The sequence below is a fragment of the Rothia sp. SCPM-O-B-18226 (M350) genome (assembly GCF_058213595.1).
In genome coordinates, this window is sequence record NZ_JBYQJS010000006.1 from 1 (window position 1) to 23,998 (window position 23,998).

Below are 23,998 nucleotides of genomic sequence, written 5' to 3' on the forward strand. Positions count from 1 at the left end.
CAGACCATAGCCAAATCCCTTCTCAAACATTTGTACTGCCTGTTTCCGAAGCAAACGATCGTGTCTCATTCCCAGATGCACGGACATGAAAAGCCTCCCGTTTCCTGGACTTCATTTTCGATGTCCAAGAAACGGGAGGCAGTTCACTTGCGAGTGCCGGGGGCTTTGTTCGTTATGGGCTTTGGAAGCGCTGAAGTCTCAAAGGACGTAGCTACCAGATTGGGGCGTTGGCGCCGGGAGGCATAGCACCCCATGATGCTCTCGCGAAGAGCGGGGATTAGAGGCTACGCAATACCGAGACAACCTTGCCCATGACGGTGGCGCGGTCACCCATAATCGGTTCGTAGCTTGCGTTGCGCGGCATGAGCCAGGTGTGGCCATCAACCTGGCGGAAGACCTTCACGGTGGCCTCATCGTCCAGCAGGGCGGCCACGATGTCGCCGTTGTCGGCGGTGTGCTGTTCACGCACGACGACCCAGTCGCCATCGCAGATAGCGGCGTCAATCATGGAATCGCCCTTGACCTTGAGCATAAAGAGCTTGCCGTTGCCGACCAGCTGGCGCGGCAGGGCGAGTACATCTTCCACAGACTGCTCGGCGGTGATGGGGCCGCCCGCGGCAATGCGACCGACGAGGGGGACGGGTACGAGGTCGTCCTCGCCAACCTCAAAGTTCGGAAGCTCAGGCAGGGGAGTGTGCATGCCGGCGCCGTTTTCGTCGAGCACCTCGATGGCGCGCGGGAGCTTGGGATCGCGGCGAATGTAGCCCATATTTTCGAGTCGGCCAAGCTGATGGGTGACCGAAGAGAGAGACGCAAGACCCACCATATCGCCAATCTGGCGCATGGACGGCGGATAGCCCTTCTGTTCAATCTCGGTGCGGATCGCGTCAAGAATCTTCTGCTGGCGCGCGGTCAGCGCCGGGCGGGGTGCTGTTGCCATATCTCTTCCTTTGGTCTGTGTCGCCGAAGGTTGCTGTACCTTCGGCGGAGCACGGATGGGTTGTCCACGTGTTCGTCATACGGTGACGTATATCGCACGGCTTAGGTGAAACATACCCCTTATCTCGTCAGGGGTGGATTAGATTCTAGATCCGTCGCGAGTCACGCCCCGCCATGATGGAAATCATCACGAGCGTGTGGAACATCTCTTGACACAAGTGTAGAACACTCTACCGACAAATTCAAACAAATATACTAGATTTTTTCTTCGAAACCGGAGGAATTTTTAGTATGTATCTGCTAGACTTTAGAACACTGATTCGGATACAGTAGAAAACCCTCCCGACTTTCGGGGTGTAAACGGGGTATTCTCCATGCAATTCGAATACTCGTTCTGCCTTGCGGGTCTGGAAGGGGGTCGTCGAATGTTCGAGAGTATTCGAACGAGAAACCGAATGACCTTCCTTAAGCCGAAGGGGAGTTCTGGGGAACGCGTCTGCAAGACAAAACCCCGAACGTTCCTTGACCCGATGTGTCGGGTCCCGGGCAGAAAAACGAACAACCACACTCAACTCACCTGCCGAGTCTCGAGAGAGCCGGCACCGTTCACCCCGGCGGATTACCGCGGGAGTGAGCTTGAGAGAAAGGAACCACAATTATGACCGCAGCTTCTTTGGCCCCTCACCGTGCCTCTGCGTCTGCTACCCTTCCGGAAGGTTTGGTGGTACTTCACCCCGCGCACGCACGGCAGTCCGCGCGCATCGCTCGAGGCTCCTCCCGTCGCGCATCCGCTCCTCAGTCTTCTGCCTCTCCGGCGCCCGTCCGCAGTGTCTCTCCCGCCGTGGCGGCTACCCAGTCTGTAGCCCCCTCCGCTCCGGTGAATGAACGCTCCGTTTCGGCGCACCTCTCCGGGCAGGGCAGGGAGTCGTCTTCCCGCCGTGCGGGCCTTGTGCCCTCCGCTATCTCGGGTCTTCGCTCCCTATCGTCTCGCCTGGAACGCTTCAACCCCCTGCGCAATTTCAAGGGGCTGCCTCTGCTGACCCTGGCCGCGCTCGTGGTGCTGGGCGCCATTACCTTCCTCGGCCCTTCCTTCGGCCCCCGTGTTGAGAACGCATCGGCCACCCAAGCCACTGTGACCGTTAAGCACGGCGAGACACTGTGGGACATCGCCCAGTCGGTGAACCCCGGCGGTGATGTCCGTGATACCGTGGTGCGTATTATGGAGATGAACTCGCTGACGAGCACCGCTGTCGACGCCGGTCAGCGCCTCGAGGTTCCCAAGCCGCGCCACTAGGCAAAGCTGTCGAGGCGAGAGCTTCGGCTCACTCGTCAGCGGATTATGAATCGGCTACGAACCGCCTACCGCACTACTCAAGGAGCACGCGATGTCAACACCCTCTCAGTCCCATCAGGACGCGGTCTCCTCACCGCTCCCCGTGGTCGCCGTTCTGGGAGATTCCGGAACTCACGGCGCCATGGTAAAGCTTCTTCGGGATTCGGGTGCGGAGGTCATCGTCACCGCTGACCCGCATCAGCTCCGCGAGGCTGACGGCATGGTGGTTGCCGGTCCTGCCGGTTCCCTTGAGGCGTTCGACGAGCTAAAAGCCAAGGACGCTGAGCGCGTGATTGGGCGCCGCGTGGCCGGTGGCCGTCCGGTGCTCGCGGCCGGTGCCGCCCTGAGCTGCCTTTTTGAATCCGTCGCGGTGAACCACCCACAGCTGGGCAGCGTGCAGGTTCAGGGTATGGGGGAGTGGCCCGGCGAGAGCGTGGAGCTTTCCACCCGGGGCCTGGTGCCCGGCTCCTCCGCGGTGTCCCCCTCGACCGGCAGTCGACTGCTCAAAGATATTGAGGGCGAGGCCCGTTTCAAGTCCGAGCACGGTGTTTTTGAGTGGGTCTTTGACCAGAGCATTGACTATATCGCTCCTCCCGCGGTGAGCTGGACGGCAACCGAACCTCCCTATATTGCCGCCGTGGAGAACGGCCCGCTGACCGCTGTGCAGTTCTGCCCGGTCGTATCCGGTGAGCTGGGTGCTGAGTTTATGCGCCGCTGGGTTGCGTCCCTCGCGGTGACCGGCCGGCTGTCGCCTGCCGCGGGTGAATCCGCTACCGGTGGGGAGGAATCATAATGGCTAAACCCATCCTCGAACTTCTGCCGGCCGTCGATATTTCCGAGGGCTACGCGGTACGCCCTGTGGGCGGCACCCTGTCCGGTGGCGAGCAGCGTCTCGATCCGGTCAAGGCGGCGCTCACCTGGGTGAAGGCTGGCGCCCGCTGGATTCATCTGGTTGATCTTGACCTAGCCTTTGGTCGCGGTACGAATACGGATGTTCTGGCGGAGGTTGCCGCCGCCGTCCGTGCCGAGAGCGCCCGGAGCTCTGCCCCGGTTCGTATTCAGGTCAGTGGCGGTGTGCGTAATGCTGAGAGCCTGGAGCGCGCCCTGAGTCTCAACCCGGACCGCGTGAACGTGACCAGCGCGGCGCTGGCGGATTCTGCCTGGCTTGAAAGTATCCTGGCTCGTTACGCGGATTCTGATCTTCTAGCCCTGGGGCTCGACGCCCGTTACGACCCCGAGCGGGGTTGGGTGACGGTGGCTCGGGGAACCGACTGGTCGGGCCCCGAGGTGGCGGAGGCGCTGGCCTGGCTGGAAAGCGTGGGCGTGCGTCGCTACATTGTCACCGATGTGAGTAAGGACGGCTCGCTGGCTGGTCCCGGCGCGGAACTGCTCGATGAGGTGCTGGCCCAGACCGTCTGTCGGGTGGTGGCGTCCGGTGGCGTGGCGTCGCTGGCTGACCTTGAGAAGCTGCGCGCCATGGTACCTTACGGCTTGGAGGGCGTGGTGCTGGGCAAGGCGCTGTACGTGGGGAACTTTAGCTTTGAGCGGGCACTCGAGGTCGCTGGCTCCCGCTGAATCTCTCCTTTCTGATAAGGCTGTCGGATCCCGCCAGTCCGCGCAGAACATATGCGGAATACATACGGCAAAGCCCCGTCTTCCTCAACGTGAGGGAGACGGGGCTTCGCTGTGAATAGACCGGGTACGGTTTAGTACACCGGGCCGGTCAGCTTCTCGCCGGGGCCCTTGCCGGGCTCGTCCGGGAAGGGGGAAGCCTCACGGAATGCCAACTGCAGGGTGCGCAGGCCGTCGCGCAGGGGTGCTGCGTGCTGGGAACCGATTTCGGGGGCGGCAGCGGTGACCAGGCCCGCCAGGGCGGTGATGAGCTTGCGTGCTTCATCGAGGTCCTTGAGATCGTCTGCGTTCTCGTCGGAGGCCAGGCCGCACTTGACGGCTGCGGCGCTCATCATGTGGATGGCCGCGGAGCTAATGATTTCGATGGCGGGAACGTCTGCAATATCGCGCAGCTGCTCATTAACGGCCTCGACCTGCTCCTCGGTGAGCTCGGTGTGGCCGTGGATGGGGGTTTCTTCTCCCGCGGTAAAGCGGAAGTTATTGTTTTCAGTGCTCATAACCCTAGAATCTCACATTTCGTTTAATTCGGTAAATGCGTCCTTAAGAGTGGGTGCTTCTGTGGACTTTCTGGGGGAGCCCCCGCAATTTTATGGTGTTTTGCGTCTATTTCCTTGCGTCTGTCGGGGATTCTGCGGTATGGTTGTAGACAGTTTGCAAGTGGAGCGCGCCTCCCACCCGATTGGCCGTCTCAGGTTTGTCCCTGGGATTTGAGGTGAACGGGTTCGTCCGCCGATTTCGGCGTACGCTGGTTTGTGCCTCCGCTTGTGTGACTGCGGGGGCTTTTTTAGCGCCCGCAACGGATAGTATTCACGGGGAAACCCACAGAGCACAGGAGCTAGTCATTAGCGAACCACGCATTAACGATCGTATCCGCGTTCCCGAGGTCCGACTCGTCGGCCCCGGTGGCGAGCAGGTAGGCGTTGTCCCTCTGAAGGACGCTCTGCGCCTGGCTGAGGACGCCGAACTCGACCTGGTCGAGGTTGCCCCGAACGCGAAGCCGCCCGTGTGCAAGCTCATGGATTACGGCAAGTACAAGTACGAAGCCGCAATCAAGGCTCGTGAATCCCGCAAGAAGCAGGCAAACGCCGTTCTGAAGGAGATCCGTTTCCGCCTGAAGATTGATACCCACGACTACGAAACCAAGGTTGGACACGCTCGTCGTTTCCTCTCCGGTGGTGACAAGGTCAAGGCAATGATTCAGTTCCGTGGTCGTGAGCAGCAGCGCCCCGAGATGGGTGTGCGCCTGCTGGAGCGTCTGGCGGCTGAGCTGGCTGAGGTGAGCACCGTTGAGTCTCGCCCCCGTCAGGATGGCCGCAACATGGTGATGGTTCTGGCTCCGCTTCGCGGTAAGGCAGAGGCTCGCCGTGAGCAGGGCGCCGGCGGTCGCAAGGGTCGCGAGCGTATTGACACGACCAAGGCGAAGCCCGTTACCAACTCTCTGGCAGACGCTATGCCTGCCGAGCTGAAGGCACAGGCTTCCGCCGAGTAGGGAACCGGGTCGTCACTTTAGGATGGGCACGCGCCTCCACCGCTCGGTGGGTGTTGCGGGTTCACCCGGTGCCGGTTCCGAGGCACCTCGTCAGGGGTGCCTCACCTTTGGTCCTTGGGGCTGATGCGTTCGCGTACGTAGCCCCACTAAGCTACCCCGCCACTGTGGCGGGGGATGAATGTAAGGAGAACGGCAGCTATGCCGAAGCAGAAGACCCACTCTGGTGCTAAGAAGCGCTTCAAGCTCACCGGTAGCGGCAAGGTTAAGCGCCAGCAGGCGAACCGCCGCCACTACCTGGAGCACAAGTCCTCTCGTCTGACCCGTCGTCTGGCTTCTGACCAGATCGTTACCGGCGGCCAGGCAAAGGTTGTCAAGAAGATGCTGGGTAAGTAAGCAACGCTTACTCTCTGCACCTGGCGCACCGATAGTGGTGCGCACTGATTAAAGACTCGCTCCTGTTCAGCGTGATATGTGAGCTGTTCAGGACATAAGACGAAGGAGACACACGTGGCACGTGTGAAGCGCGCGGTTAACGCGCACAAGAAGCGCCGTACTATTCTCGATCGTGCATCCGGCTACCGCGGTCAGCGTTCTCGCCTGTACCGTAAGGCTAAGGAGCAGGTCACTCACTCGCTGGTTTACAGCTACGACCACCGTCGTAAGAAGAAGGGTGACTTCCGTCGCCTGTGGATTCAGCGTATTAACGCTGCTTCCCGCGCACAGGGCCTGACCTACAACCGCTTCATCCAGGGTCTGAAGGCTGCTGGTGTTGAGGTTGACCGCCGTATGCTGGCTGAGCTGGCTGTTAACGAGCCCGCTGCTTTCAACGCACTGGTTGAGATTGCTAAGAACAACCTGCCCGAGGACACCTCGGCTCCCAAGGCTTAATTAGCCTAGGTTGTGTTCTTACCTCGAAGATCTAGGTTCGGGGTAGGATGCTTAAGCGTCGTGAGCGGCCGTCTGCACTTTTGAGTGTGGGCGGCCGCTTTCTGCGTACCTGGGGTTGTGACTGTTCTGCGTTTTTGGGTGTGCCTTTGCCTGTACCCTTTAAGAGTGAACTTTTTTGAACGTATTAGTACCCCCGTTGTGATGTCCAATCCGCAGGCAGATCGTGTGCGCGATATTGCGAAGCTGCGTACCCGTGCTGCTCGCACGAAGAAGGGCCAGTTCCTGGTGGAAGGCCCGCAGGCTGTGCGTGAGGCGTTGAAGGCGCATCTGAAGAGCCCCATCCTGGACGCCGTGTACGTCACGGAGGCGGCTTTTGACCGTCATGAGGATATCGCCGAGCTACTGGAGCAGGTGTACGGCACCCCCACCCCGGAGGAGGGTCGCCGCGTTTTTATGCGTGTGGTGACCGATGAGGTGTTGGCGGCCATGGCTGATTCTGTGTCGCCGCAGGGTATTATTGCGGTTTCTTTCATGGTGGATGCTTCCTTCTCGCTGCTGTGGGGTGAGGGCGCGTTGAACCCGAAGCTGATTGCTGTGCTCTCTCGTGTTCAGGATCCGGGTAATGCGGGCACGATCCTGCGTGTGGCGGATGCCGCCGGCGCCGATCTTGTGATTACCACCAAGGGCTCGGTGGATTTGTACAACCCGAAGACGGTGCGTTCTACGGCGGGTTCGCTGTTCCATGTGCCGATTATTCAGGGCGTGCAGCTGGAGGACTTCGCGGAGGATGTGAAGTCTCAGGGTACTGCTGTGTTGGCTGCTGACGGCTACGGCGTGGTGAACCTGCAGGAGCTGAGTGAGTACACCGCGGCCCGTCGCGCGGGTGTGGAGGCGAGCGCCCCCTCCGGCGTGAAGGGTAATTTTGATCTTTCTAAGCCGACAATGTGGCTTTTCGGGAATGAAGCGCAGGGTTTGAACGCTGAGGAGAAGGCGGCCGCTACGATGCGAGTGGCCGTGCCGGTGTACGGCTCGGCGGAGTCCCTGAACGTGGGTACCGCCGCGGCGGTCTGCCTGTACGCCTCGGCGATGGCTCAGCGCTCGAACGCTCTGGGCTAATACCGTAAGCCCATCATCCCGTGGTGTACTCTCCCGGCGAGCTGTGTTCGTCGTGGCTGTATCGGGCCGAGGTTTGGCCGTGCCCGCCGCGGGCCTTTTACAAACTTTTGAATAGTGTCGCCCCCGATGGTTCCGTGCTTTTCGGGTTAGTGCGGCCTGCAGAAAGGTAAATATGTCTCAATCCAGTCATTCCGGCCACTCGGGAGCCGGGGCGATTATTGCCGCCCTGGGGGCGAACCTCGGTATCGCCGTCCTGAAGTTCTTGGCTTTTGCCCTGACCCGTTCCTCCTCGATGTTGGCCGAGGGCATCCACTCGGTGGCTGACTCGGGTAATCAGCTTTTGCTTCTTTTGGGCGGTCGCGCTTCGCAGAAGCAGGCTGATGAGGAGCACCCGTTTGGTTATGGCCGTAACCGCTATATTTACGCGTTTATTGTTTCGATTATTATCTTTGCCCTGGGTGGCTTGTTCGCTCTGTATGAGGGTTATGAGAAGCTACATGACCCGCACGGTATTACTGAGTGGCAGTGGGTTCCGGTGGCTGTTCTGGTTGGTTCGATCCTGCTGGAGGGTAATTCGTTCCGCGTGGCGGTGAAGGAGTCGCGTGATCTGAAGGGCAAGCAGAGCTGGATGCGTTTCTTGCGTACTTCGAAGAACCCGGAGCTTCCGGTGCTTCTGCTGGAGGATGCGGGTGCGCTGCTGGGTCTGATTTTTGCGCTCTTTGGTGTGGGTCTGACTCTGTTGACCGGTAATGGTCTGTGGGATGCGTTCGGTACCCTGGCTATTGGTGTGCTGCTGGTCTTTATTGCTGTGTTCCTTGCGGTGGAGATGAAGTCCCTGATTTTGGGTGAGGCTGCTTCTCCGGAGGATTTGGCGAAGATTCGTGCGGCGATTGAGGATGGCGATAGCGAGCGCATTATCCACATTAAGACCGTGCACTTGGGTCCTGAGGAGATTCTGGTGGCGGCAAAGATTCGTATTCATGATGCTGACACCGGTCGTGCGGTAGCTGATGAGATTGACGCTGCTGAGGTGCGTATTCGTGAGGCTGTTCCTGCGGCGCGCATCATTTATTTGGAGCCGGATATTTTCCGGGCTTAGTTCTAGGAGATTTTTGTTATGACCGTTGAGATAATCGTTTATCGTTTGCTAAAGATTTTCGTTGGCCTGATCATTCTTTTGGTGTACCTGCGTCTGACTCACCGTTCTCAGGCGGGGCACCAGACCCCGATTGATACCATCGGTAACTTTGTCATCGGTGGTGTGTTCGGTGGCGTGTTGTACAGCGAGCAGATTAGCCTGTTCTACTTTGTCATCTACATGGTGTTTACGCTGTGCATGATTCAGCTGCTGAACGTGGCGACCACGAAGATTCGTTTTCTGCATATGGCGGTGCGTGAGCAGCGCGTGCCGATCATTACGGATGGTGATATCGATATTAAGAGCTTCCAGCAGGCAGATGTGGTTCTTGATCCGATGCGCCTGATTGCTGACCTTCGTGCGCAGGGTATTTACGACCTGGAAGACATTGAGTTCGCTCAGATTGAACCGAACGGTGCGCTGAGCGTGATCCGTAAGGGTGACGGTGTGCCGAACTTTGCTCTGATTGTGAAGGGTACCTTGGTCACTCGCGATATCGCGGATGCGCACAAGACCGAGGATTGGGTGTACCTACAGTTGCGTGCCGCTGAGGTCGAGCTTGAGGATGTCTTCCTCATGGAGTTCAAGAACGGTAACCGCCTTCTGATTCTGCTGAATGACGGCACTAATATTCGCCGTGAGGTGGCAGAAGCCTCGAATATGAATGATGAGGAAGAAGAGTGGCAGGAAGGCGTGGAGGAAGCTCCTGAGCCTGAGGATACTGGGGATGCCGAGAAGGAAGTAGCGGAGCACGTTGCTGAGGATGCGCATCCGATGAAGGATTCTAAAGCGTAGAAGAAGGTAGAGAAAGATGAGTGAAGTGTCGCCCTCGTTTGAGGTTCAGGTGGTTGGCGCCGCCGTGGTCGATTCTTTGGTGGCTCCGACCCGTATGCTGGTGGCTCAGCGTTCTGAGCCGCAGACTGTTGCCGGCATGTGGGAGTTCCCGGGCGGTAAGGTCGAGCCGGGGGAGAGCTGCGAGCAGGCGCTGGTGCGTGAGCTGAAAGAGGAGCTGGGGGTGCAGGCGCGTTTGGGTGCTGAGGTGCCCGGCGCGTACCCGCAGGGTTGGCGTCTGAGCGAGCGTCTGGCGATGCGCGTGTTCTTCGCGGAGATTCTTTCGGGTACTCCGGATACTTTGGAAGATCATAGTGCTCTGCGGTGGATGCCGCTTCCCCCGGCGGGGGAGGGAATCCTCGAGGCCACGGAAGCCGCCGAGATTCTGGCGCTGCCGTGGATTCCCGCGGACTTCCCAATCGTGGAGGCACTCCTGCGTCAGCTCGGTCGGTCTGGGGCGGGTCGGTCTGGGTCGGGCGACGAAAGCTAAGGGCGCGTACCTGCGCCATACCGGTAACGCTCTCTTCGCGGTGCCGCCCGGGGTGAAGGATGAGAACGACTACATCTGCTCGGGCCTCTTTAACTAGGCGCGCTCGATGTAGCTGGGCATCTGCCCGATGCTCCAATACCGCCCGATGTGCCGGTGAACGCCCCGATGGGAGGTTCACCGGCACATCGTCATATATGAGTTCGACACGAGCATTTTCTTTGGAAACTTCTTACCGACCGGGTAGTATTGAGGGAGAAATCACATACAAATTGGGAGACAATGATGACTGCTCAACCTCCGTACGACCCGAATGCGTACCGCTCCGACGCGGTACCTTCAGACACCCAGGCCATCTACATTCAGGAAGGTGGCTCCAAGCCGGGTGGAATCCTGTTCCACTCGCCGACCAAGCACCCTAAGATTCTGCGCCTGCAGGAGATTATGATTGTCTCCGCGTTGCTCTGCTTTGTCCACGGCATCATTTCTTCGTTCGCACCGGATAACCTGTCCCCGCTGAAGGGCCTGCCGGAGTTTGGCGTTGCGGGCGGCCTGGGATTGCTCATCGGCTCGGCCATCGTGTACTCGTGGGTGTACTTCACGATTCAGAAGGGTAAGCGCCAGGGCCTGACCGTCGGCCTCATCTTCGCGATTCTCGGCGCCTTCGTCGCGGTCCTCTCGCTGATTGGCAACGTGATTGACGCTCAGCGCTACGGCTTCGTGCCGCTGTACGCCGCGTGGTTTATCGCCAACGTGCTGTGGATTCGCTCCTCCTTCGACCCCGAGGTCAAGGAAGCGCTGGCCTAATCCTCGCCTCCGTGGGGACCCGTTCGGCAAATATGCCGCCGCGGGGCGCGCGCACCTGACGACTCCACACCTAATCAAAGCATCAGAGCGCCCGGATGGACTATCCGGGCGCTCTGATGCTTTCGCGTGGTTCTCTGGTCTAAAATGGGTAGGATATGCGCCCGCAGACCCTGCCGGGATGCTCCGCCCCTCACACGCTCGGCGCCCGCCGTGCCCGGGGCAATTAGTGAGCTCTCGCGGTCCCCCGCGGTGCCGCCCCATAGTGACAAACCAGCCGACCGGCCCCAACGTGCCGGTGGTACGCAGAGAAGAGTGACAATGACCGATTCCGTGCAGGAACACGAGGGCCCGAAGGGCCCGGCGCAGGTCCTCGCCAACATCGCGCAGGTCCTGGAGAACAACCCCGAAAAGGGTCTGGACGCCGTTCGTGAGGCATTTGAGGCCGAGCGAGAGCGCGCCCAGCGGGAGATTCGCGAGAAGGCAAAAGACTTTGACAGCCTCAAGGAGGTGCGCCTGAGCTTCTTCGGCGAGAAGGGCGTCATGAGCGTTGCCAACCGCCAGATGCGCGACCTCCAGAACCAGCACAAGGGCCCCGTGGGCAAGCTGCTGGGCCAGGCCCGTGCCGCACTGACCGAGGTTATTGAGGCTCGCACCAAGGAGCTGGAGGCCGAGCGCGAGGCCCGCATCCTGGCCGAGGAGGCCGTGGACATGTCGGCCGCATCCGCTCGCCGCTCCCTGGGCGGTCGCCACCCCATCGCCCTGATGCAGGAGCGTCTGACCGACATCTTCGTCGGCATGGGCTGGGAGGTTGCCGACGGCCCCGAGCTGGAGTCCGAGTGGTACAACTTCGACGCCCTGAACATTAAGCCGGACCACCCGGCGCGCGAAATGCAGGACACCTTCTACGTTGAGCCGAAGAACGCTCACCTGCTGCTGCGCACCCACACCTCCCCGGTGCAGATGCGCTCGATGCTCTCGCGTGAGCTGCCCCTGTACATTGTGTGCCCCGGCCAGGTGTACCGCACCGATGAGCTGGACGCGACCCACACCCCGGTCTTCCACCAGATTGAGGGCCTGGCCGTGGATAAGGGCCTGACCATGGCCGATCTGAAGGGCACCCTGGAGTACATGGCCCGCGCCATGTTCGGCGAAGAGGCTAAGATTCGCCTGCGCCCGAACTTCTTCCCCTTCACCGAGCCCTCCGCCGAGCTGGACCTGTGGCACCCCAACGCCAAGGGCGGCCCCCAGTGGATCGAGTGGGGTGGCTGCGGCATGGTGAACCCGAACGTGCTACGTGCCGCCGGCATCGATCCCGAGGAATACTCGGGCTTCGCGTTCGGTATGGGTATTGAGCGTACCCTCATGTTCCGTAACAACGTCGCCGACATGCACGACATGGTCGAGGGCGACATCCGTTTCTCTGAGCAGTTCGGGATGGAGATTTAAATTATGCGTATTCCCCTGTCATGGCTGCGCGAGTTCGTGCCGGTCGCCGAGGACGCTTCGGCTGAAGATTTGATGGCAACCCTGGTGAAGGTTGGTCTGGAAGAAGAAGACGTTCACCGCCCCACCGACGAGATGTCGGGCCCGATTGTGGTGGGCCAGGTTCTCTCGATGGAACCCGAGACCCACTCCAACGGCAAGACCGTGAACTGGTGCCAGGTGCGTGTGGTCCCGGAGGGTCGGGAGCAGACCCTGACCGGCAAGGGCATCGAGCCTTCCGGTGTTCAGGGCATCATCTGTGGTGCCCACAATTTCGTACCCGGCGACAAGGTCGTCGTGACCCTGCCCGGCGCTGTTCTGCCCGGTGGTTTCGCGATTACCGCCCGCAAGACCTACGGTCACAAGTCGGCCGGCATGATTGCCTCGACCCGCGAGCTGGGTATTGGTGAAGATCACGGCGGCATTCTGGTGCTCTCGACCCTGGGCCTGGATCCGGAGCTTGGCACCGACGCGATGGAGTTGCTGGGCCTGTACGATCAGGCGGCTGAGGTGAACGTGACCCCGGACCGCGGTTATGCCTTCTCTCTGCGCGGTATCGCCCGCGAGTGGTCCCACGCAACCGGAACCTCCTTCGAGGATTTTGTGCTGGCGTACGGCGAGCGCGCCCCGGAGGCGAACGACGCCGGTCACCCGGTGGTCCTGCGCGACGATGCCCCGATTCACGGTAATCCGGGTTGCGTGCGCTTCGTGATGCGCGAGGTATCCGGCGTGAAGGCCGAGACCCCGGTTCCGACCTGGATGTCTTCGCGTCTGCGTCTGGCGGGTGTGCGCTCGCTGTCGCTGCCGGTGGATATTTCGAACTACGTGATGCTGGAGACCGGTCAGCCGCTGCACTTCTACGATGCTGACAAGGTTCAGGGTGAGATTGTGGTGCGCCGCGCTGCTGCTGGCGAGAAGCTGGTGACCCTGGACGGCGTGGAGCGTACCCTGCACCCCGAGGACATCGTGATTGCCGATGATTCGGGCGTGATCGGCCTGGCCGGTGTGATGGGAGGAGCCTCGACCGAGGTGACCGACTCGACCACCCGCATCCTGATTGAGGCCGCACGCTTTGACGAGGTGTCGGTGGCTCGCACCGCCCGCCGCCACAAGCTGATTTCCGAGGCCTCCAAGCGTTTCGAGCGCGGCGTGGACCCGCAGATTCAGGCAGCTGCCGCCCAGCGTGCCGTGGAGCTACTGGTCGAGCTGGCCGGCGCCCAGGCTGAGCCGGGCGTTACCGACGTGTCCCTCGGTTACGAGCCGGTCGTCATCGAGCTGCCCGCCGAGTACACCGCCGGCCGCATCGGTGTGGACTACTCCCCGGAGCAGATTGAGTCCAGCCTGCGCGAGATTGGTTGCTCGGTGGAGCGCACCGAGTCCGGCTACCTGGTGGCCGTTCCTTCCTGGCGCCCCGACCTGCGTGCGAAGGAAGACCTGACCGAGGAAATCGCCCGTATCGACGGTTACGAGAACATCCCCTCGACCCTGCCGGTGGCTCCCGCGGGTCGCGGCTACACCCCGGAGCAGGCGGGCAAGCGCCGCGCCTTGAACGCGCTGGCCGCAGCCGGTCTGACCGAGGTCTTCGCCTACCCCTTCGTGTCGGCTGAGGCGAACAACCTGTGGTCGGCTCCGTGGGTCAGCACCCCCGAGAACCCCGTGACCGAGGTGCCCTCAATTCGCCTGGAGAACCCGATTTCTTCGGCTGAGGGCTGGATGCGCCGCTCGCTGCTGCCCGGCCTGGTCGAGGTGCTCAAGCGCAACCTTTCCCGCGGCTTCAAGAACCTGGCCATCTTCGAATCCGGCCACGTGTTCATCCCGGGTGAGAAGCTGGGGTCGGACTCTATCCCGCCGCTGGGCGTTCGCCCCTCGGATGAGGTTCTGGCGGACCTGAACGCTGGCATCCCGAAGCAGCCCTCGTTTATTGCCGGCCTGTTCGCCGGCACCGAGCACGAGGTGATGCCCGGTGCGGCTCCTCGTGCTTACGATTGGCGCGATGCCTTGGACGCCGTGCGTCTGATTGCGGATGCCGTATCCGCGCCGATTACCGTGCGTAACGGCGTTCATACCGCGTTCCACCCGGGGCGCGTGGCCGAGGTCCTGGATGCGAACGGCGAGCGCATCGGTTTTGCCGGTGAGTTGCACCCGAAGCTGTTGCAGGAGCTGAACCTGCCGGAGCGCACCTGCGCCTTTGAGCTGGACTTCTCCGCCCTGTTCGCGCACCGCGTCGAGGTACACCAGGCCGTTCCGGTGCTGACCTACCCGGCGGCAACCCAGGACGTAGCCCTGCTGGTGGACCGCGATCTGCCCGCTTCTGAGGTGGAGCGCGTGCTGCGTGAGGGCGCGGGCGAGCTGCTGGAGGATATCCGCGTGTTCGACGATTACCGCGGTACCGGCATCGATGAGTCGAAGAAGTCCCTGGCGTTCGCGCTGCGTTTCCGCGCACCGGATCGCACTCTGACCGCGGACGAGGCTTCCGCCGCTCGAGAGGCAGCCGTGGCGGCCGCCGTCGAGCAGCTGGGCGCGGAGGCTCGCGTCTAGTCGAGACCAAGTGACGCTGACGGGGTGGGGGCTTCGGCTCCCACCCCGTTTGCGTGAACACCTGCGCGTTCGACGGCGCATCCACCGAATTTGTATCTGAATATGCGCGTTTGGCCTCGTCAGATAAAGAATAAAGCACAAGTTTGTTCTTTTATTGGTGATGCTCCGCGGTAATGGGTACCCTAGAAGGTAGACGATTTGAGGGAGAGATAATGGCTAACCGAGAAAGCTCGCACGATCGCCGTCCGCAGAACGAGGATTCTGCGACTAATCATTCCGAGGATTTCCGCTACGAGGAGTCCGAAGAACTAGAGTACGACGAGTACGACGAATATGACGACTACGAAGAGTACGATGACGACGAGGATGACGAGGAAAACGCCTCCCTTTTTGCGATGAGCGAGGATGAGCTGGAGGAGCGCCCCGGCGTGAACTGGCTGTCGGTGCTCTCAGCCGTCGTCGCGGTGGTCGTGGCCATTATTCTGGCGGTCGTGGGCGTGCGTTCCTTCGCCTGGGTGAATGCGAATGCCGACTACGCCGGCCACAGCTGGGTTGTGCAGGGCACCTACCAGGATTTGACTCCCGACCTGATTACCAAGGAGAACGTGGCGCGCTATAAGGGCAACCTCCCCGCCGATGATGCGCTCAACGGCAAGACGTACGTGTCGAACCTGAAGGATAAGTACAAGGTCAATTCCAGCGCTACGGTGGAATTCCGCGGTTCGCAGACCGGTGACGTTCCGGCCGATTTCCCGCGTGAGGTGGATGGCCTGCTGGTTGAAAATAACGGTCAGCTCGAGGTCGTTTACACTGCAGAGAAGGGCACCCTGAAGCCCGTGACCGAGGGCCAGGTGACCGGTCATCGCGTGGCCGGCATCGCAAGCATTATCGGCGCGATCCTGGTGCTGCTGGGCGGTATGGTGTTCGCCGTGTGGCTGAACCGCCGTTCCCGTAACGTGGAATACGAGGACCTGGACGGTCTGGTGGATAACGAGGACTAATCAATCCGTCCTTCTAAACGATTTTGTGGGGGCCCGCCTCCCGCGCCGGTACGTGATGAGCGTAGTCGGTGCGGTAGGCGGGCTTTCGCTGTGATCCCGGAAGATGCTCCCCAAAGAGGGGGGCGGCGCCTATGCATAGCACGCGAGGTTATACGTCCGGGTGCGTATTTGCACGCGGAGATACGGCGGCCGGAACGTACATATCGTGAGATTCCGGGGCGGATTTCCCTATAAATATGAGAATAATCCATATTTATGACGCATATTTATGTGCATATGTATTATCTTGGGTAGAGAGGACGCTACCCGTTCCACCGACGGACGGGAAGGTCCACACTCGTGATTGGCACCGTAGGAAGAAGAGATAACATGCCTTTCCCCTCGACCAAGATCGCGCGTCAGGCCCGCATCGTTGAGCTGCTGCAGACCCGACGTGTACGTTCCCAGGCTGAACTGGCGCAGTACCTGACCGACGACGGTATGAAGGTTACTCAGGCCACCCTTTCCCGCGATCTCGTTGAAATTGGAGCCGAGCGCATCCGCGATGAGGGCGCCGGTCTGATTTACGCTGTTCCGAACTATCCGGCTCGCCGCGGTGGCGGCACCGCGCCGGACGCCCGCATGATTTCCCTGTTCAAGGAGCTACTGATTACCGCCGAGGGTTCGGCGAATATCACGGTGCTGCGTACCCCTCCGGGGGCGGCCCAGTTCCTGGCTTCCTCAATCGACCAGAGTGGCATGGACGCCATCCTGGGCACGATTGCCGGAGACGACACCGTGATGGTGATTACCCGCGACCCCAATGGCGGGGCCGGGCTGGCTGAAAGCTTCCTGGACTGGTCGGCAGCCCAGTAGCGTGCGAGGGGTGCGCCCCGGATCGTCCGATGAAGAATCGGCGGTCCCGGACGCACCCCTGTTGTGTGCCCACGCCGCGGCAAGCGACTCCGGGCAGCGGGAGCCGCCCGCACGAGGGCCTCTCGCCTACAGACGAAGACGATTCGAACAATACCGCAGGAGAACTCAACGATGACTTCGACACCCAGCTCTGCGCCCCGTCACCCCTCGCAGGCCGAGCCCTCGGCCCGGAATAATACCGCCTCAATTCTGGCGGAGGCGGCCGCGGCCTCCCCACGCAAGGTCGCGCTCGCACTGCCCGCCGCGGGTGACGCCTCCGAGTCCTCCTCGCTGCTGAATATTAGCTACGGCGAACTGGCCTCGGCAGCGGCAGAGGTGCAGCGATACCTGGGGACCCTGGGCGTGGAGGCGGGCGACCGAGTGGCCCTGTCCATGCCGAACGTGCCGCTGATGCCCGCCCTCTACTACGGTATTGCCGCGCGCGGTGCGATTTGCGTGCCGCTCAACCCCCTGCTGTCGGGTGCGGAGCTGGAGTACCACCTTGAAGACAGCGGCGCAAAGGTTCTCTTCGCCTTTGCCGGCACTCGCCTGGCGCAGGAGGCCGCCTCGACGGTGCCGGTGAAGAACGGTTCGGTGCGGTGCGAAATTTTTGAGCCCTCCGCCTCGCCCCTGGCCCCCTTTGACGGTGTGGACGTTCCGCTGGCACCCGCCGTGGTGAAAGAGCAGGATCCCGCGGTTATCCTGTACACCTCGGGCACGACCGGCCGCCCGAAGGGAGCCACCCTCAGCCACGCGAATATCCTCTCGAACGCCCGCAGCTGTGTGAAGGTTTTTGGTTTCACCGCCGAGGACGTCATCTTTGGCGGCCTCCCTCTATTCCATGCCTTCGGCCAGACGGTGTCGATGAACGCGGCTTTTGCGGCCTGCGCGACGGTGGCTTTGCTTCCGCGCTTTACGCCCGACCACGCGCTGAGCCTGATTGAGGCGGCCCGGGTGTCGGTGCTGGCGGCCGTGCCGAGCATGTACATCTCTCTTGCGGCCCTCATGGCTGAGCAGCCGGAGCGTTGCGCCCGGCTGCGCGGTACGGTGCGCTTCGGCATTTCGGGTGGTTCGGCTCTGCCCGCTCCGGTGCACGAGGCTTGGAAGGAGCTGGCCGATTGTACCGTGTACGAGGGCTACGGTCTGAGCGAGACCTCGCCCGTGGTCTCCTTCAACCAGGCGGCCTTCGGCATGGTGCTGGGTTCGGTGGGCCGCGTCCTGCCGGGTGTGCAGGTTCAGGTGCGCGACTCGGCGGGCGTTGAGCGCCCGACGGGGGAGAGCGGCCAACTGTGGGTGCGCGGCGAGAACGTGATGCTCGGTTACTGGAATAACCCCGAGGCAACCGCCGGAGTGTTCGACGGTGAGTGGTTTGCGACCGGGGACGTGGCTCGTGTGGATGCCGACGGCAATATCTTTATCGTGGACCGCATCAAGGACATGGTGTTGCGCAACGGCTACTCGGTGTACCCGCGCGAGATTGAGGACGTGCTGTACACCCATGATTTGGTGCAGTCCGTGGCGGTGCTGGGTGTGCCGGATGAGCGAGTGGGCGAGGAGATCGTCGCCGTTGTGGTGCCGCGGGCCGGAGCCGACTGGGGCGTGGTGCAGGCGGAGCTCAACGCCCTGGCCCGAACCCGCCTTGCGGCCTACAAGTACCCGCGCCGCTACATTGCGGTGGATGCGATGCCGCTGGGCCCGACCGGAAAGATTCTGAAGCGGGACCTGCGTTCGAAGCTGGCGGACTCCTAAGAGCACAGAGCTCTCAAAGCACCGGGTTCTAAGAACGGGGAGTCCTAACCCCCGATGCTTCCCGCGCTTCAAAGCCCCGGCCCCCTCACATGAGGAAGCGGCCGGGGCTTTGCGCATTAACCTCGCGTCAATCTCGCGTTGATGCGGGCTAATGCGGGTGACCGGCGGGTGTACAGAGGAAAAAAGCGCTGGAACAGAGTAGAATTCTCTAGGCGGCCTGTGCCGCCGCAGACGATTCCGGGCCGTTCGGGCCCGACGCCACCCCACGAAAGAGAGAGCATGAGCGTTCCCGCTTCTGAGGCTACCCCCATCGAACAGCGCATCCCCGCGGCCTGCGCCACGATTCAGGATTACCCGCACGAGGGCATCCTCTTCTACGATGTGACGACTCTCTTCGCCAATCCCGAGGTATTCAAGGCCTGCATCGATGAGCTGGCCCACCGCTTCGAGGGCGAGTTTGATGTGGTCGCCGGTGTGGAGGCCCGCGGCTTCCTGCTGGCATCGGCCCTGGCTTACGCTACGGGCAAGGGCATCATGACGATTCGCAAGGCCGGCAAGCTTCCCCGCGAAACCTACCGTGAGGAGTACGCGCTCGAGTACGGTACCGCGGCCGTCGAGATTCACTGCAGCGACTTCGCGCCGGGTACCCGAGTGCTGATTCTTGACGATATTCTGGCAACCGGCGGTACCCTGGAGGCCGCGGTGAAGCTCGTGGAGCGCGCCAAGCTTAAGGTTGCCGGCGTGGCTGCCCTGCTGGAGCTGGACGGCCTGGGCGGCCGCGATGCGCTGGCCGGTTACCGCGTTGAGACCCTGAGCCTGGTCTCCGAGTAGCGGCCCGATAGCGGATTCCGCATTATTTCTTCCTGCCGTAGGGCAGAACCAGAGGTGCCCCTTCCGATGCTTTCGGGAGGGGCACCTCGCCGTCTGACCGGCGCTGCCGGAAGCCGTCATATTTCTGGGCTCGAGAGCCCATCCTGTAGAATAGTGACCCGTATTTTTAGGTGCCGCTCACGGTGCCGCACTGAGACGCACTATGTTTAAGGAGCTTGCGTGTCATCTGAATCCCTGTCCCACCGGCCCGAGGAATCGTCGAAGGCTGAGCAGCTATTTGCAGAGCAGATGGCTGCTGAGCGCGAGTACGTGTCCCGCGTATACGCTCGTCTGGACGAGCTACGCGAAGAGACCGGTCAGAAGCTGGCGGATGTGCGCAAGAACCAGGCGGTGGGCGGGCACCAGAACCGTTCGGAGCGTGATTCCTTCGCAACCTATTACGAAGATCGCCTGGCTCAGCTGAACGCCGTGGATTCTCGCTTGACCTTCGGCCGCCTGGACATGGACCGCGAGGGTGCGGATGCTGTGCGCTACATCGGCCGCATCGGCATTACCGACGATAACCAGCGTCGCCTTCTCATGGACTGGCGTGCCCCCGAGGCGGGTACCTTCTACCAGGCCACCGCGTTTCAGCCGATGGGCGTGCGTCGCCGTCGTCATCTGATGCTGGAGGGCCGCACCGTTGTGAACATTGAGGACGAGGTCTTCGACGAGGCCATGCTGGAGGATTCGGAGGCCCTGCACGGTGAGGGTGCGCTGCTGGCCGCGCTGAATAAGAAGCGTACCGGCCGCATGGGCGATATTGTGGCGACCATTCAGGCCGAGCAGGACGCAATCATCCGTTCGGAGCTGCCGGGTGTGCGCGTGGTCCAGGGTGGTCCCGGTACCGGTAAGACTGCGGTGGCTCTGCACCGCGCGGCCTATCTGCTGTACACGAACCGTGAACGTCTGTCGAAGGCGGGTGTGCTCGTGGTGGGCCCCTCGAATTCTTTCATGTGGTACATCGAGCGCGTGTTGCCTTCGCTGGGCGAAACCGGCGTGGTGATGGCTTCGCTGGCGACCCTGTACCCGGGCCTGCGCGCCGTGCCCGAGGAAGACCGCGCGGTGGCAGCCCTTAAGGGCGATTTGCGTATGGTCAAGGTCATTAAGCGCGCCGTGGCGGACCGTCAGAAGGTTCCCGCACGGGCGCAGCTTCTGAACGTTGAGGGAACGGACGTCGAGCTGACCCCCGAGATGGTGCGTTCGGCTCGTTCCCGCGCCCGTTCGACCGGTAAGCCGCACAACGAGGCCCGCGAAACCTTCGTGAAGATTCTTTTGAAGGAGCTGACGGTCAAGCTTGATGAGCAGCTGAACCGCGCGGCGGGCCGCGTGGTGGAGCGCCCCTACCTGCAGGATGACGTGCGCGCCTCCATGGATGTGCGTCGCGCCCTGAACCTGGCGTGGATGCCGCTCTCGCCCGAGACCCTGTTGCGCTCGCTATATTCGAAGCCGCACTACCTGGAGTCGGCTACCCGTAGTCTGTCGAAGGCGGAGCGAGAGCTTCTGGCTCGTCCTGCGGATGCTCCCTTTACCGAGGCCGATGTCCCCCTGCTGGATGAGGCCGCGGAGCTGCTGGGCGATTTCTCGAAGGTGACGGGTGCCGCGGCGGCGGCGCGTGCGGCGGCCGAGCATCGCGCGAACCTTGAGAACGCGACGAAGGCTTTGGAGAACGTGCACCAGTCCCTGGAGGATATTGGCGCCGATGGCGTGATTACCCCCGAGCAGATTGCGATGATGAACGAGGTGCGTGGCGAGCGGATGACCGCGGCGGCCGCGGCTTCGTCCGATCGCACCTGGGCGTACGGTCACGTGGTGGTGGATGAGGCGCAGGAGCTCTCACCGATGCAGTGGCGTCTGTTGATGCGACGCTGCCCCATGAAGTCCTTCACGATTGTGGGCGATATTGCGCAGGCTTCGTCGCCGGCGGCGGCTTCGTCGTGGGCGCAGGCCCTGGAACCGTTCGTGGGGGAGCGCTTCACCCTGGACGAGCTGACGATTAACTACCGCACTCCGGCGCAGATTGCGCAGGCGGCGGCTTCGGTGGCTCGGGCTGCCGGCTACGAGGTGTCGGCTCCTCGCGCGGTTCGTGAGGGTCAGTGGCCTCCGCTGATTCGCGAGGTTGCCCCCGATGCCGTGGTGGAGCAGACCGTGTCCGTGGTGAGTGATGAGGTTGCCCAGTCCGGCGGCGCGCTGATTGGCGTGATTTGCCCGTCGAGCCTGTACCTTGAGACGGCTCGGGCGGTGGCTCGTGCGCACGCCGACCGCACGGGTACCGCGCAGACGGCTCTGGAAAACCAGGTGCTGGTGCTGACCCCGTGGGAGGCGAAGGGCCTGGAGTTCGACGTTGTGGTGATTGTTGAACCGCAGCAGCTGATTGATGATGCGGACGGCGCGGTGGGTGACGTGTACGTGTCGATGACCCGTCCCACCCAGCGCCTGTATCTGGTGGGCTCGCGCATGCCCGCGGGCCTGTAGCCGAATGCTTGTATCCGTCGCCGGGCGCTTGTTCTGAGCGTTTGTGCCGGTGCGGTGTTAGGCTTAGTACATATTTTGTTCGGACGCCTCGTGCGTCGTTACCTTGTGAATGGGAGAAGCATGTCTGCCGAGATCCTCAACGCGCAGCATAATGACGATACCTTCGAGAATATTTGGCAGGAGCTGAAGTGGCGCGGCCTGGTGCACGTGAGCACCGATGAGGCTGCCCTGGAGAAGGCGCTGAGTGAGGAGACCCTGACTTTCTACACGGGTTATGATCCGACCGCGGCTTCGCTGCACCTGGGCCACCTGGTGCAGCTGCTGGTGATGCGTCGTCTGCAGCTGGCAGGTCACAAGCCGCTAGGCCTGGTGGGTGGTTTCACCGGTCTGATTGGTGATCCGCGTCAGACGTCTGAGCGTGTGCTGAACTCGCCCGAGGTTGTGGCCGAGTGGGTGAAGTCCCTGCGCGCACAGATTGAGCGTTTCCTGTCTTTCGAGGGTGAGAACGCTGCTCGTATGGTGAATAACCTGGACTGGAGCGGTCAGATGTCCGCCCTGCAGCTGCTGCGCGATGTTGGCAAGCACTTCCGCGTGGGCACCATGGTGAAGAAGGAGATTGTGGCGAAGCGCCTGAACTCCGACGAGGGCATTTCGTACACCGAGTTCTCGTACCAGATTCTGCAGGGCCTGGACTTCCTGGAGCTGAACCGTCGTTTCGGATGCACCCTGCAGACCGGTGGCTCTGATCAGTGGGGTAACCTGACCAGCGGTACCGAGCTGATTCGTAAGGTCGAGGGTAAGAGCGTTCACGCTATTGGTACCCCGCTGATTACTAACTCTGACGGCACCAAGTTCGGTAAGAGCGAGGGTAACGCTATTTGGCTGAACCCGCAGATGTGCTCGCCGTACGCGTTCTACCAGTTCTGGCTGAACACCGCGGATGCGGATGTTGTGGATCGTCTGAAGGTGTTCACCTTCCTGACTCGCGCTGAGATTGCTGAGTTTGCCGAGAAGGTTGAGAAGGAACCGTTTAAGCGTGAGGCTCAGAAGACTCTGGCGTACCTGGTGACTTCGCTGGTGCACGGCACCGAGGCTACCGATCAGGCTGTGGCTGCTTCGGAGGCTCTGTTCGGTAAGGGTGATTTCGCTGCTCTGGATGAGGCTACCCTGGAGTCTGTGGTTGCGGAGCTTCCTTCTGCGAAGCTGACCAAGGATCGTCTGGACCTGATTTCGGTGCTGACCGAGCTGGGCTTTGCGAAGTCTAACTCTGAGGCTCGTCGCATTCTGAAGGAGGGCGGCGCTTCGGTGAACGGCGTGAAGGTTCAGGGTGAGGACGCCACCATCTCCAAGGATGACCTGCTGCACGGTCGTTTTGCGATGGTTCGCCGTGGAAAGAAGAACCAGGGCGCGGTTGAGCTGGTCTAGTCTCTTCTGACTTTCTCTATACATAGAGGGGGAGGGGCGCTTCTCCGCTGAGTAATCGGTGGGGGAGTGCCCCTCCTTTTCTGTTCCCGATATACGTTCCCTATATGCACAGAGAGCCCCTCCGTCAGGAGGGGCTCTTCTTGTATCGTTCTGCTGCCCTCTGGCTCTGGGTTTTCTTGGTTTGTCTTTGTTGGCGAGGGCTTTGGGCGCTTTTCGACCCTGTTTTGGGGCTCCAGAGAGGGGAATTCGCAGATTTTTGAGGTTTCTAGAAGTTTTTTGAAGATTTTTTAGCACCCATAAAACGCACTGACTAGGCAGTTTGGTGTTTGTGGGGGTGTTTGAGGCCCTTTCAAGCCCTTATTTGTGTTCTACTTCACCCGTATTCGGGTTGCGGGCCCGTATTCGGGTCTGTATAGTTGTATGAGTCGCCGCGGCGAGGAGGAAAAAACGAAGAACTTCTTCGGTGTTTCTCCTAGTCGGAAGCGGTTTTGACAGGTTTTCAATTGTATAGTGTTTCGGTTTCTTGCTTGAAGGATTTTTTGGTCATCGTGTGGTGATTGTGGAGGATTTTAGGAAAGAAACTTTGTGGTGCGAATCACGGAAATCGGATTTGCATGGCGAATGAAACGCTGGTATAGTTGATTGGGTTGCCGCGGGAACGCGGTAACGATGAAAAGAGAATGACCGTTCAGTGGTGAGGCTCCTTCGGTTGGAGGGGTTGAGGTGTTGAATCGGTGTGTTGCTTGAGAACTCAATAGTGTGCTTTGTTCAATAAAATCACCGAATGGTGATGGAAACTGAAACTAATACCAAATATTTATTTATTTGATAATCATTGAATGGTTTCAAATTTAGTCAGCTTGAGTCACGCACCCCCGTGTGTGATTCGCTGTTTGAGATCAGA

The 23,998-nt window shown here is 61.1% G+C and carries 21 protein-coding genes; 19 read left to right on the forward strand and 2 right to left on the reverse strand.

The genetic code is table 11. The annotated features are described in order from the left end of the window. Positions 1 to 277 precede the first annotated feature (277 nt). Positions 278 to 940 carry a transcriptional repressor LexA gene (gene lexA, locus AC3E6W_RS08585; protein ID WP_049332741.1) on the reverse strand — a complete coding sequence of 221 codons (663 nt, stop codon included), beginning with the start codon at positions 938 to 940 and terminating at the stop codon, positions 278 to 280. A gap of 720 nt (positions 941 to 1,660) precedes the next feature. On the opposite strand from lexA, the gene AC3E6W_RS08590 reads away from it, so the two are divergent. The 3 genes from AC3E6W_RS08590 (at position 1,661) to AC3E6W_RS08600 (ending at position 3,847) form a co-directional block, all read left to right on the forward strand. Then, positions 1,661 to 2,233, forward strand: a complete 573-nt coding sequence (locus AC3E6W_RS08590; RefSeq protein ID WP_490652868.1) for a LysM peptidoglycan-binding domain-containing protein — start codon at positions 1,661 to 1,663, stop codon at positions 2,231 to 2,233. Between the two features lie 91 nt (positions 2,234 to 2,324). Then, complete coding sequence (locus AC3E6W_RS08595; protein ID WP_049332737.1) at positions 2,325 to 3,065, forward strand: type 1 glutamine amidotransferase family protein; 741 nt, start codon at positions 2,325 to 2,327, stop codon at positions 3,063 to 3,065. Further along, positions 3,065 to 3,847, forward strand: a complete 783-nt coding sequence (locus AC3E6W_RS08600; RefSeq protein WP_049332736.1) for a HisA/HisF-related TIM barrel protein — start codon at positions 3,065 to 3,067, stop codon at positions 3,845 to 3,847. The genes AC3E6W_RS08595 and AC3E6W_RS08600 overlap by 1 nt, the downstream gene beginning before the upstream one ends. A 131-nt stretch (positions 3,848 to 3,978) precedes the next feature. Here AC3E6W_RS08600 and AC3E6W_RS08605 read toward each other — a convergent pair whose 3' ends face one another. Further along, complete coding sequence (locus AC3E6W_RS08605; protein ID WP_490652869.1) at positions 3,979 to 4,401, reverse strand: DUF1844 domain-containing protein; 423 nt, start codon at positions 4,399 to 4,401, stop codon at positions 3,979 to 3,981. Positions 4,402 to 4,670: 269 nt separating this feature from the next. Between AC3E6W_RS08605 and infC the strand changes: the two genes are divergently transcribed. The 16 genes from infC to tyrS all read left to right on the forward strand — a co-directional run bounded on the left by infC (position 4,671) and on the right by tyrS (position 23,094). Then, the gene (gene infC / locus AC3E6W_RS08610; RefSeq protein ID WP_490652870.1) at positions 4,671 to 5,393 is read left to right on the forward strand and encodes a translation initiation factor IF-3; all 723 of its coding nucleotides are present in this window, start codon (positions 4,671 to 4,673) and stop codon (positions 5,391 to 5,393) included. Positions 5,394 to 5,591: 198 nt separating this feature from the next. Beyond that, complete coding sequence (rpmI, locus tag AC3E6W_RS08615) at positions 5,592 to 5,786, forward strand: 50S ribosomal protein L35 (protein WP_004006287.1); 195 nt, start codon at positions 5,592 to 5,594, stop codon at positions 5,784 to 5,786. 114 nt (positions 5,787 to 5,900) lie between these two features. Then, positions 5,901 to 6,281: a 50S ribosomal protein L20 gene (gene rplT, locus AC3E6W_RS08620; RefSeq protein WP_005507127.1), complete on the forward strand. Its 381-nt coding sequence runs from the start codon at positions 5,901 to 5,903 to the stop codon at positions 6,279 to 6,281. A 201-nt stretch (positions 6,282 to 6,482) separates the two neighbouring features. Continuing rightward, on the forward strand, positions 6,483 to 7,397 hold the full coding sequence (locus tag AC3E6W_RS08625) for a TrmH family RNA methyltransferase (protein WP_490652876.1): 915 nt from the start codon (positions 6,483 to 6,485) through the stop codon (positions 7,395 to 7,397). Positions 7,398 to 7,569: 172 nt separating this feature from the next. Further along, positions 7,570 to 8,496, forward strand: coding sequence for a cation diffusion facilitator family transporter (locus tag AC3E6W_RS08630; protein ID WP_490652871.1), 927 nt, complete (start codon positions 7,570 to 7,572; stop codon positions 8,494 to 8,496). An 18-nt stretch (positions 8,497 to 8,514) separates the two neighbouring features. After that, entirely contained in the window at positions 8,515 to 9,330 is an 816-nt protein-coding gene (locus AC3E6W_RS08635; RefSeq protein WP_490652872.1) for a DUF421 domain-containing protein, read from the forward strand. Between the two features lie 16 nt (positions 9,331 to 9,346). Next, a complete protein-coding gene (locus tag AC3E6W_RS08640; RefSeq protein ID WP_049332725.1) occupies positions 9,347 to 9,856 on the forward strand; it encodes a (deoxy)nucleoside triphosphate pyrophosphohydrolase in 510 nt (169 codons plus the stop codon). Positions 9,857 to 10,138: 282 nt separating this feature from the next. Next, positions 10,139 to 10,660, forward strand: coding sequence for an ABC transporter ATPase (locus AC3E6W_RS08645; RefSeq protein ID WP_049333108.1), 522 nt, complete (start codon positions 10,139 to 10,141; stop codon positions 10,658 to 10,660). Between the two features lie 318 nt (positions 10,661 to 10,978). Then, positions 10,979 to 12,106 (forward strand): phenylalanine--tRNA ligase subunit alpha, encoded by a 1,128-nt coding sequence (gene pheS, locus AC3E6W_RS08650; protein WP_313968466.1) that lies wholly within the window; start codon positions 10,979 to 10,981, stop codon positions 12,104 to 12,106. Between the two features lie 3 nt (positions 12,107 to 12,109). Further along, positions 12,110 to 14,680 (forward strand): phenylalanine--tRNA ligase subunit beta, encoded by a 2,571-nt coding sequence (gene pheT, locus AC3E6W_RS08655; RefSeq protein ID WP_490652873.1) that lies wholly within the window; start codon positions 12,110 to 12,112, stop codon positions 14,678 to 14,680. Between the two features lie 212 nt (positions 14,681 to 14,892). Continuing rightward, positions 14,893 to 15,681, forward strand: coding sequence for a hypothetical protein (locus AC3E6W_RS08660; protein WP_294646948.1), 789 nt, complete (start codon positions 14,893 to 14,895; stop codon positions 15,679 to 15,681). 369 nt (positions 15,682 to 16,050) lie between these two features. Further along, positions 16,051 to 16,536 (forward strand): arginine repressor, encoded by a 486-nt coding sequence (locus tag AC3E6W_RS08665; RefSeq protein WP_049332718.1) that lies wholly within the window; start codon positions 16,051 to 16,053, stop codon positions 16,534 to 16,536. Positions 16,537 to 16,707: 171 nt separating this feature from the next. Next, positions 16,708 to 18,324, forward strand: a complete 1,617-nt coding sequence (locus AC3E6W_RS08670; RefSeq protein WP_490652874.1) for an AMP-binding protein — start codon at positions 16,708 to 16,710, stop codon at positions 18,322 to 18,324. A gap of 279 nt (positions 18,325 to 18,603) precedes the next feature. Next, positions 18,604 to 19,155: an adenine phosphoribosyltransferase gene (locus AC3E6W_RS08675; RefSeq protein WP_049346408.1), complete on the forward strand. Its 552-nt coding sequence runs from the start codon at positions 18,604 to 18,606 to the stop codon at positions 19,153 to 19,155. 219 nt (positions 19,156 to 19,374) lie between these two features. Then, on the forward strand, positions 19,375 to 21,669 hold the full coding sequence (locus tag AC3E6W_RS08680; protein WP_490652875.1) for a HelD family protein: 2,295 nt from the start codon (positions 19,375 to 19,377) through the stop codon (positions 21,667 to 21,669). A 120-nt stretch (positions 21,670 to 21,789) separates the two neighbouring features. After that, positions 21,790 to 23,094 carry a tyrosine--tRNA ligase gene (gene tyrS / locus AC3E6W_RS08685; protein ID WP_294646951.1) on the forward strand — a complete coding sequence of 435 codons (1,305 nt, stop codon included), beginning with the start codon at positions 21,790 to 21,792 and terminating at the stop codon, positions 23,092 to 23,094. Positions 23,095 to 23,998 lie beyond the last annotated feature (904 nt).

Coding starts and splice junctions, on each gene's coding strand:
- AC3E6W_RS08640 (WP_049332725.1), top strand. CDS start 9,347: ATGAGTGAAGTGTCGCCCTCGTTTGAGGTTCAGGTGGTTGGCGCCGCC.
- AC3E6W_RS08670 (WP_490652874.1), top strand. CDS start 16,708: ATGACTTCGACACCCAGCTCTGCGCCCCGTCACCCCTCGCAGGCCGAG.
- AC3E6W_RS08660 (WP_294646948.1), top strand. CDS start 14,893: ATGGCTAACCGAGAAAGCTCGCACGATCGCCGTCCGCAGAACGAGGAT.
- AC3E6W_RS08605 (WP_490652869.1), bottom strand. CDS start 4,401: ATGAGCACTGAAAACAATAACTTCCGCTTTACCGCGGGAGAAGAAACC.
- pheT (WP_490652873.1), top strand. CDS start 12,110: ATGCGTATTCCCCTGTCATGGCTGCGCGAGTTCGTGCCGGTCGCCGAG.
- pheS (WP_313968466.1), top strand. CDS start 10,979: ATGACCGATTCCGTGCAGGAACACGAGGGCCCGAAGGGCCCGGCGCAG.
- AC3E6W_RS08595 (WP_049332737.1), top strand. CDS start 2,325: ATGTCAACACCCTCTCAGTCCCATCAGGACGCGGTCTCCTCACCGCTC.
- AC3E6W_RS08600 (WP_049332736.1), top strand. CDS start 3,065: ATGGCTAAACCCATCCTCGAACTTCTGCCGGCCGTCGATATTTCCGAG.
- AC3E6W_RS08645 (WP_049333108.1), top strand. CDS start 10,139: ATGACTGCTCAACCTCCGTACGACCCGAATGCGTACCGCTCCGACGCG.
- AC3E6W_RS08665 (WP_049332718.1), top strand. CDS start 16,051: ATGCCTTTCCCCTCGACCAAGATCGCGCGTCAGGCCCGCATCGTTGAG.
- rpmI (WP_004006287.1), top strand. CDS start 5,592: ATGCCGAAGCAGAAGACCCACTCTGGTGCTAAGAAGCGCTTCAAGCTC.
- AC3E6W_RS08625 (WP_490652876.1), top strand. CDS start 6,483: ATGTCCAATCCGCAGGCAGATCGTGTGCGCGATATTGCGAAGCTGCGT.
- lexA (WP_049332741.1), bottom strand. CDS start 940: ATGGCAACAGCACCCCGCCCGGCGCTGACCGCGCGCCAGCAGAAGATT.
- AC3E6W_RS08630 (WP_490652871.1), top strand. CDS start 7,570: ATGTCTCAATCCAGTCATTCCGGCCACTCGGGAGCCGGGGCGATTATT.
- tyrS (WP_294646951.1), top strand. CDS start 21,790: ATGTCTGCCGAGATCCTCAACGCGCAGCATAATGACGATACCTTCGAG.
- AC3E6W_RS08635 (WP_490652872.1), top strand. CDS start 8,515: ATGACCGTTGAGATAATCGTTTATCGTTTGCTAAAGATTTTCGTTGGC.
- AC3E6W_RS08675 (WP_049346408.1), top strand. CDS start 18,604: ATGAGCGTTCCCGCTTCTGAGGCTACCCCCATCGAACAGCGCATCCCC.